Below are 1,873 nucleotides of genomic sequence, written 5' to 3'. Positions count from 1 at the left end.
TATATTTGTTAAAGAGATTGTGGAGGTTTTTTCACAGTCTGACGTTAGCGGTCAGGCTATGACGACATACTAAACATAAAAATGACATAGACTTTGAAAATTGAAAATTGAAAAATTAAATAACACATTCTTAAAAGCCCCAGTAGCCATTTATTTTTTACTGGGTATTATTGTTTTTAGTATTCGATTCTATTTTAACTTCTCTCAAGAATTAATTCCTGGAGTTAACGGTGGTTATTATCCTTTACAGGTAAGGTCTATTTTGACAAACGGACATTTAGGATTCTCTGATATGCCCTTGATTTTTTATTTTGACGCGTTTTTAATAAAGTTCATATCGCTTTTTGGTTTTTCTATTACAGACAGCCTGATATTGAGTGTCGTTAAAATAGTTGATAGTATTTCTATTCCACTTTTACTTTTACCTCTTTATAAAATCGTTCAATTCAGCAATCCTTTGCCTGTAAAATTATTTAAATTCAGCATCCTTGCTTTTTCGGTTCTCTCATTTTCACCTCTTATTCTCACTTCAGACCTACAAAAGAACGCCCTTGCAATTTTTTTTCTGTTCTGTTTTCTCGCATACTATCTATCCTTCCAAATCAATCGAAAGAAAGTTAACATCTTTTTGTCAATTGCTTTTTTAATTTTTATAGGGCTTACACATTTCGGAACATTTGTTTTTTCAATGTTTTTTTTATTTCTAATGGTTTTATATACATACAAGAAAAAAGCAATATTTCCAATATCAATTCTAATTACTATTAGCTTGGGTATTGTCTTCCTGTTTGATTTTTCTCGTTTCAACAGGTTGGTTTCATTTTGGACTGTGGTTTTTGAGAAGCCAGCCGTACTAAATGGGATGTTGTCACCACCCGACTTATTAATAATTTTATTTTCAATTTTTCTTGCAATAATTGGCATTATTACCCTAAAAACAAAAAGCAACAATTTTAAACCATTTCAAAAAACGATTTTGTTTGCTTCGATTGTTTGCTTAATTGCTCTCTCCTTTCCACTTCTTGACGGTGAATATTTTAAACGACTCAGTTTATTTTTATTCATTCCCCAAATACTTTTAATACTTCAAATATCTACGGTGTTTAACGTAAAGCAACTTAAAACAACAAGTATTTCCTTTGTCATATTTACTTTATTGTCAATAATTGCAGTATCTGGACATCCCAAAGAAACTGTTATTGATAAAATTGCATACGAAGAATTGAGAAAACTTAAATCTGTTATCAAAAATGATAATGAAACAATAATAATAGCTAGACACGGCCTTGAATGGTGGACAGCTTGGGCATTGCATACTAAGGTTGGACAAGACAAAGCTATAGACAGTGTCTTTTTTGAGAAATACAAAAATGTAATTTTTATTACTCAAATAAATGGTTTTAGTAAAGACATACAAAGAACGCCATTTCACGAACCAAACGTTCCTGAGAATTCAGAGATGATATTCTCATCAGAATATTTCAAAGTGTTTAAATTAAACAATAGACAATGACAAAAAAGCCCGAACCGCTAACAAGGGTAACTGTTGCACAACCTCAATAAAAAACTAAAATTTTAAAATATTTATAAAAAGTAACCTCTTTAGAAGCTATTTTAAGGAAGTTTGTTTTTTAGTTATAATTAAGTTGTAAAACTTGGAGTGCTTACAAACGAGTTTTTTAAGTCTAAAAAGACTGATTTTATAAAAGCCAAGTTCTTTCCTTGTTTTAGGGAAACAACTTGGGTTAAAATGGATGGTTTTTAAAACTCTGGGGGTAAATCCTATTTTCGCTAAGTCGATACTGTTGACAAAAGCATCTATAAAGCGAACAGGATTCTCTTGACTGATGGTGTCTTCCAAACTCTGTAAACG

1 protein-coding gene and 1 pseudogene are annotated in these 1,873 nt (G+C 30.9%); one reads left to right on the top strand and one right to left on the bottom strand.

Going from position 1 to position 1,873, the window contains the following annotated elements:
• Nucleotides 1–100 precede the first annotated feature (100 nt).
• Nucleotides 101–1,513, top strand: coding sequence for an LTA synthase family protein (locus tag CHU92_RS00250; protein ID WP_094411441.1), 1,413 nt, complete (start codon nt 101–103; stop codon nt 1,511–1,513).
• A 96-nt stretch (nt 1,514–1,609) separates the two neighbouring features.
• Here the strand turns inward: CHU92_RS00250 and CHU92_RS15655 are convergent.
• Nucleotides 1,610–1,873: pseudogene (locus CHU92_RS15655) on the bottom strand (hypothetical protein); the annotation flags it as partial.

The organism is Flavobacterium cyanobacteriorum (assembly GCF_002251835.1).
Lineage (GTDB): Bacteria > Bacteroidota > Bacteroidia > Flavobacteriales > Flavobacteriaceae > Flavobacterium > Flavobacterium cyanobacteriorum.
The sequence above is the reverse complement of the archived record's forward strand: the minus strand, read 5'-3'. Positions and strand labels throughout refer to the sequence as shown.